The following is a 6,729-nucleotide window of genomic DNA, read 5'->3' on the forward strand; positions in this document are numbered from 1 at the left end:
ACCTCAACGAAAACTAATGCAGCATCTGCGAGCAACTCGCTTTCAGGCACCCTGTGCCTGGAGCGATGAGCAAAAACCTCTGCCATTTATCTAGAAGGCACCCTGTGTCTTTTGCTGAGTCCCTGATTCAATTAGGAAGTGCCAGCTTTAGCTACGCTACCGTGGCCCGATCGCGCTGCAATTCCTGAATGCGATCGAGGCTGCCGGTCGGGATGGCGTTGATCAGCGCCTGGGTGTAGGGGGTTTGGGGCTGGCGGTAGACTTGCTCAGCAGGGCCAATCTCTTCGACTCGGCCCTGGTTCATCACCATAATGCGATCGCTCATAAACTTCACCACCGCCAGGTCGTGGGAAATGAAAATGTAGGTGAGGTCAAACTCGGCCTGGAGTTCTTTGAGCAGGTTGAGTACCTGGGCCTGCACCGACACATCCAGCGCCGAAACCGACTCGTCGCAGATAATGAACTTGGGGTTGAGGGCCAGGGCACGAGCAATACAAACCCGCTGGCGCTGCCCGCCCGAAAACTCGTGGGGGTAGCGGTTGATGCAGGAGGTGGGCAGCCCGACGCGATCGAGCAGGTAGGCAACGCGCTCTAGCTGGTTGCGCTTGCTCTTGATCACGCCGTGGATTTTGAGCGGTTCGGCGATCGCTGCCCCAATGCTCATGCGCGGGTCGAGCGAGCTGTAGGGGTCTTGAAAGACAATCTGCATATCGCGGCGCAGCTGCCTGAGCGGCGATGCGCCCAGCCCCAGCACGTCGCGGCCCTCAAACCAGACCTTGCCGCCCATGGTGGGCACCAGCCGCAGCAGGGCGCGGCCCAGGGTGGTTTTGCCGCAGCCCGACTCGCCCACCAGGCCAAAGGTTTCGCCCTTTTGAATTTGAAACGACACATCCTGCACCGCCATAACATGGCGGTGGGTTTTGCCAAACACGCCGCGCACGGGGTAGCCCACCCGCAGGTTCTCGACCGCTAGCAGGGGGCCATTGGCGGCCAGGGTTTCGGCGCGGGCGGCTAGCTCGGCGTCGGTCCAGGACGCAAAGCGGGCCTGAGCTTCGGCATCAAGGGTGCGCTCGCGCAGGACGGCACCGGGCTGGCTACCATTGGGCGCACCCATTTCATTCGACATAAAATCGGTCACGGTGGGCAGCAGGCGCAGCCGCTGGTTGGGCTGGGGGCGGCAGGCCAACAGTCCTTTGGTGTAGGGATGCTGGGGCTGGGCAAAAATGTCCAGCACTGGCCCCGCTTCGACAATGTTGCCCTGGTACATGACCGCCACCTGGTCGGCAATCTCGGCAATGATGCCCAGGTCGTGGGTGATGAAAATCAGCGACATGCCCCGGCGATCGCGCAGCTCGCGCAGCAGGTCGAGAATGGTGGCCTGTACCGTCACATCCAGCGCTGTGGTGGGCTCATCGGCAATCAGCAGGTCGGGGTTGCAGGAGATCGCCATGGCGATCATCACCCGCTGAATCTGGCCGCCTGAGAGTTCATGGGGGTAGCGATCGAGAATGGCCTGCTGGCGGCGATCGACTTCTTCTTTGAGCGATATGTCATCAAGGCGGGGCTTTTCGGCTTTGACGGTAGCGGCTAGGTCGCTATCGGCGGGCAGTAGCTGTACCTCTTGCAGCCGGGCGATCGCCTGCTGCTGGGCCTCTTCTTTAGAAATAGCTTGGTGCTGACGAATCGCCTCCACCATCTGAAACCCGATCGTATAGACCGGATTCAGCGAGCTCATCGGCTCCTGAAAGATCATGGAAACCCGCCCGCCCCGATAGCGCTGAAGCTGCGTTTCGCTGAGGGTGCAGAGGTCAACTGGGTCGCCTGTGCCATCGTTAAACCAGATTTCGCCGTTGACCACCTTGCCCGGCGGATTGGGCACTAGCCCCATTACCGCCAGCGAGGTCACCGACTTGCCCGAGCCCGACTCGCCCACAATGCCGAGGGTTTGCCCCCGTTTCACCTGAAAGGAAATATCGTTGACGGCCTGAATGTGCTGATTTTCGACCTCAAAGTGAACGGTGAGGTGCTTAACGTTAAGAATGATGTCGCTCATTAGGTGTTGTCAGACGGACGATCAGGGCCAGGATGATCTCTTAGCAGCCCAGTCTAGCTCTGGCCTGCAGTACGCGGCTACGGCCACACCAAACCGGAATAACGAGATCGTGATTAATCTCGCTAATGGATCATAGTAGATGAATCATAACAGCGTCTTTCTTACCGATTTGGTTCGTCCCCAACCCTCCCATGCTGAATCTTGCGATCGCCATTTTGATTATGCTTATCGGTTCTGCCCTGTGCTCGGGCAGCGAGGCCTCGTTGCTCTCGGTACCAGTACTCAAGGCCAGACAGCTGGCCGAGACTAAAAAGCCCGCCGCTATAGCACTTTTAGCGATTCGCCAAAAGATTAACCGCCCCATTGCCACCATCGTTATTCTCAACAATCTGTTCAATATTGTCGGCAGCGTGCTAATTGGGGGCATTGCCGCCAACGTCTTTAACGACGCCCTACTGGGGGTGTTTACGGGCCTACTCACCCTGCTGGTCATTTTGTTTGGCGAAATCTTTCCCAAAATTTTGGGCGAGCGCTACGCCATTCCCATTGCTCTCGCCCTGGCGATACCGGTGCAGGGGCTGACCTGGCTATTTATCCCTGTGGTGCTGCTGCTAGAAAAAATTACGTCTCCCTTTGTGGGAGATGCCAACCGTCCCAGCACGAATGAGGCTGAGATTAAGCTCATGGCCACTATCGGTCACCAGGAGGGCATCATCGAAGCCGACGAAGCCGAAATGATTCGCCGGGTGTTTCGCCTCAACGACATGAAGTCGGTGGATATCATGACGCCACGGGTAGCCGTTACCCATCTCTCGGGTGACCTCACCATTGCCGCCGCCGAAACCCAAATTCTGAACTCCCAGCACAGCCGCATTTTAATCAGCGACAACGACATCGATCGCATTGTGGGACTGGTGCTCAAAAATGAGCTACTTACCGCCCTAATTCGCGGCCAGGGCGACCAGTTGCTGGCTCAGGTGGCCCGCCCAGTCCGCTTTGTAGCCGAAACGGAGCGGGCCGACAAGCTGCTGCAAGACTTTCAAACCGCCCGCGAGCACCTGGCCGTCGTGGTCGATGAGTACGGCGGCGTGTCGGGAGTGGTCACCCTCGAAGACGTGCTGGAGGTGCTGACGGGTGAAATTGTCGACGAAACCGATCGCAGCATCGACCTGCAAAAGCTGGCCCGCCAGCGCGGGCGGCATATCTTGCGCACCCGTGGCTTCAACTGGCCCTCAGATTCTTAGTCGCCGCTTAGTCGGGGTGATAGATGAGTGGGGTTGCAGGTTCAAGCTGTCTGCTTCAAGGTCAGCCATAAACCGGATTGCAGCAGTTGATTGAGCTAGCCCATTTTGATAGGCGGAATCCTCTGGTAGGGGCATTGCACTGCAATGCCCCTACGTTGAATCTGTCCTAGCTCAGTGGACGTTTGCCATAAACCTGAAACCTTGCACTTAACCCTCATCCCTAGCCCCGAAACTCCGACGCCACGATCATCGAGCCAATGCCCAGGTCGCTAAAAATCTCTAGCAGCAGGGCGTGGGGCACCCGGCCATCGAGAATGTGGGCGGCACCGACGCCTTGGGCCAGCGATCGCACGCAGCAGTTCACCTTGGGGATCATGCCCCCGGCTACTACCCCAGTTTCAATCAGCTGGCGGGCCTGCTGAATATCCAGCTTGGGCAGCAGGGTCGAGGGGTCTTTGTAGTCTTCTAGAATGCCCTTGGTATCGGTGAGCAAAATTAGCTTTTCGGCCCCCAGGGCGGCGGCAATCTCGCCCGCCACCGTATCGGCGTTGATGTTGTAGGCCTGGCCCGTTTCATCGCTGGCCACGCTCGACACAATTGGGATATAGCCCGCCTCCACCAGCGACTTCAGCAGCCCCGAGTCGATGCCGCTGACTTCGCCTACAAACCCAACCCCTTCGGCTCCCTGGGGCCGGGCGGTAATCAGGTTGCCGTCTACGCCACAGAGGCCCACGGCTTTGCCTCCGGCCTGGTTAATGAGCGATACCAGCTCCTTATTCACCCGGCCTACCAGCACCATTTCTACCACGTCCATGGTGGGGGCATCGGTCACCCGCAGGCCGTCTTTGAACTGCGGCTCAATGCCCAGCTTGCCCAGCCAAATGTTGATCTCGGGGCCGCCACCGTGCACCACCACCGGGCGAATGCCTACGCAGGCCATAAACACAATATCGCGCACCACGTCGGCCTTGAGGCGGCCATCCTTCATAGCCGCGCCGCCGTACTTGACCACCACCGTGCGGCCCCGAAACTGTTGAATGTAGGGCAGAGCCTCGCTGAGAATGCGAACTCGGGTAGCCTCGGCCTCGTTGACGTTGCCTATTTGCGAAGGAGAAGACTGAGCCATAGTGCTGGAGATGGGGGTAGCAGGGCATAGACCCGACTTTTAGCCCGGCGCGGAGTATCTCCAATGCCTGAGCTGCACGGGTATAGATTGCCAGTAGTGTATCAATTGAGCACGGCAGAATCAGCCTCAGAACGAATTCTTTGGTCGATAAGAGCCAGGGTGCGGGCGGCGATCGCCTCCACATCGTCTTCAGCAGCCACTCTCACCTGCACATCGGCCTGGGTATAGAGCCTCTGTCGCTGGGTTAGCAGGGTTGTGAGCTTAGTCTCCCAGTCTTGCCCCTGCAGTAGCGGACGACCTGCATCTCCGGCCAATCGCGCTTGCAGCACGTCTAGGGGAGCGTCTAGCCACACCACAATGCCGTGGTGCAAGTAGCTCCAGTTGATCTGCTGGGTGACAATGCCGCCCCCGGTGGCAATCACTAGTCGACGGTAGGCCGAAAGCTCTGCCAGCACCTTGGTTTCGAGCTGACGAAACACGGCCTCGCCCTGGGTCGCAAAAATATCGGGAATTGACTGTCCTGCTGCGGCCTCGATCACCGCATCGGTGTCAAAGAATTGGTAGCCCAGGGTTTGGGCCAGGGCCGCCCCGGTGCTGCTTTTGCCAGCACCCATCATGCCGATCAAGTAGAGGTTGATGCCGTTGAGGCGATCGGTCAGGGTCATGGTCATAGGCGAAGTAGATGGATGGGTAGACAGATAGGTGGGAAAGACGAGGACAGTAAGGGGGGAAATCCTTAGGGGGTGAGGGCATCGTCAGCGGCGTCCCAGTCGTCGTCGCCGTTTTGGTTGGCTACGCTATCGTTGCTGTCGCTAGTCCAGGTTTCGGCGGTGGCGGCGGCTTCGGCGGCGGCGCTGTAGGGGGGCACAATGACCCGGTAGTCGGCATCGACGACGCCGTCTTCGGCCAATTCGGGATCGCCGAGGGGGGAGGGATCGTCATCGGGGTCTGCGTTGTAGGTTTCATTGGGGGCGAAACCATAGACAGTCTCTGAGGCATACTCAGTACCTGAGTCGGCATAGCTGGGGTCTGGGCCGCTGCCGTAGCTGACATCGTCGGGCGGGGCGTAGATGTTGTCAACCTGGCCGCTGGGCGCAGGTGATTCATCCTCATCGCGGTAGCTGTAGGAGTACAACGACCCGTCTTGATAGACTCGGCGGGGGGCTTGGGAGGCTTCAAAATTGCGGCCAGGAGCGCGGCCAGGGTTATGGCCAGGGTCACCGCTGGAATATCTAGTCTGGCTCTGCTCCCAGCCCTGGCTGATTTCGTCCAGGCTATCTTGCACCGGGCTAACCCCAGCAGCTCTGTAGGGCTGATTCTCAAGGCCGTCCCAGTCATCGTCTAGCGATCGCAACGACTCGTCGACTCGCTGCTGCTGCTTGGCCCGCTGCTTGCTGCTGCTAAACCAGGTCGTGACGCCATCAATAATGCCCGAGGCTGTGTCTAGAGGTGTACCCGACGCGGTAGAAGAGGGTTCGGGCTGGGAGGATCGGCTGAGCGATTCCCAATCATTCCACTGAGCAGGCGATCGCAGGTTTGTCCAGGCTCGCCAGCTGGGGTCGTCATCGGCTGAGTCGCTGCCTTGGGGGCGATCGTTGGGGGAAGATGACGACCGCCCAGAGCCAGCGGCCCTTGATGCGGGGTTGGTATAAGGGGGTGTGCGGCGATCGCTAGCGGCTTGACTGGCGGGCGCGGCAGCACTAGGCCCTGAGGGCGAGCCAGTTGGCTCATAAAACGATTGGGGCCGATACTTATAGGCAGCCGCTCGGCTGCGGCTGCTAGCCCCCAGCGAACCTAGCAACGCCGTTAGTACCAGGGTCGTCAGTGCGCCCAGCAGCACCGCCCCCGCCAGCCAAACCCCCAGAGGCAGAGCCTGGGTACTACCGCCCAAGAAAACCAGCGGCAGCGCCGGGGCCAGGTTTTGCACCCCCAGCAGCACCACTAATCCCAGCACCAGTACCACCACAATCAGACGTACGGTAGCCATATCTAGCCCTACAACGCCATCTTGCCCATCCTATCGTGACTCGTGGGGTAAATGCCCCTGCCAGCGGTTGAGGGGTACGCAGTCAATCTCTAGCTGGTCGAGGGCGCGGGCGACCACAAAATCAACCAGGTCATCAATGGTCTGAGGCTGGTGATACCAGGCGGGAATAGCGGGCACAATTCGCGCTCCAGCTTCGGCCAGGGTGGTCAAGTTGCGCAGATGAATCAGGCTAAACGGCGTTTCGCGCGGTACCACCACCAGCTTGCGGCCTTCTTTGAGCTGCACATCGGCGGCCCGCTCCAGCAGGTCAGAGCTGAGC

General features: G+C 59.5%; 6 protein-coding genes. 1 reads left to right on the forward strand and 5 read right to left on the reverse strand.

Going from position 1 to position 6,729, the window contains the following annotated elements; genetic code table 11:
• Positions 1-151: 151 nt before the first annotated feature.
• Positions 152-2,053, reverse strand: a complete 1,902-nt coding sequence (locus IQ273_RS28600; protein WP_194026512.1) for an ABC transporter ATP-binding protein — start codon at positions 2,051-2,053, stop codon at positions 152-154.
• Between the two features lie 191 nt (positions 2,054-2,244).
• On the opposite strand from IQ273_RS28600, the gene IQ273_RS28605 reads away from it, so the two are divergent.
• Positions 2,245-3,297: a hemolysin family protein gene (locus IQ273_RS28605; protein ID WP_194026513.1), complete on the forward strand. Its 1,053-nt coding sequence runs from the start codon at positions 2,245-2,247 to the stop codon at positions 3,295-3,297.
• A gap of 220 nt (positions 3,298-3,517) precedes the next feature.
• On the opposite strand, the gene argB is transcribed toward IQ273_RS28605, so the two are convergent.
• The 4 genes from argB to IQ273_RS28625 form a co-directional block, all read right to left on the reverse strand.
• Positions 3,518-4,423 carry an acetylglutamate kinase gene (gene argB / locus IQ273_RS28610; RefSeq protein WP_194026514.1) on the reverse strand — a complete coding sequence of 302 codons (906 nt, stop codon included), beginning with the start codon at positions 4,421-4,423 and terminating at the stop codon, positions 3,518-3,520.
• A 101-nt stretch (positions 4,424-4,524) separates the two neighbouring features.
• Positions 4,525-5,088, reverse strand: a complete 564-nt coding sequence (locus IQ273_RS28615) for a shikimate kinase (RefSeq protein ID WP_194026516.1) — start codon at positions 5,086-5,088, stop codon at positions 4,525-4,527.
• A gap of 71 nt (positions 5,089-5,159) precedes the next feature.
• The gene (locus IQ273_RS28620; protein ID WP_194026515.1) at positions 5,160-6,410 is read right to left on the reverse strand and encodes a hypothetical protein; all 1,251 of its coding nucleotides are present in this window, start codon (positions 6,408-6,410) and stop codon (positions 5,160-5,162) included.
• A gap of 30 nt (positions 6,411-6,440) precedes the next feature.
• The coding region (locus IQ273_RS28625) for a flavoprotein (protein WP_397198889.1) at positions 6,441-6,729 on the reverse strand (289 nt) is incomplete at its 5' end.

Origin of the sequence: Nodosilinea sp. LEGE 07298, assembly GCF_015207265.1 — a bacterium.
In the GTDB taxonomy this organism is placed as follows: domain Bacteria; phylum Cyanobacteriota; class Cyanobacteriia; order Phormidesmidales; family Phormidesmidaceae; genus Nodosilinea.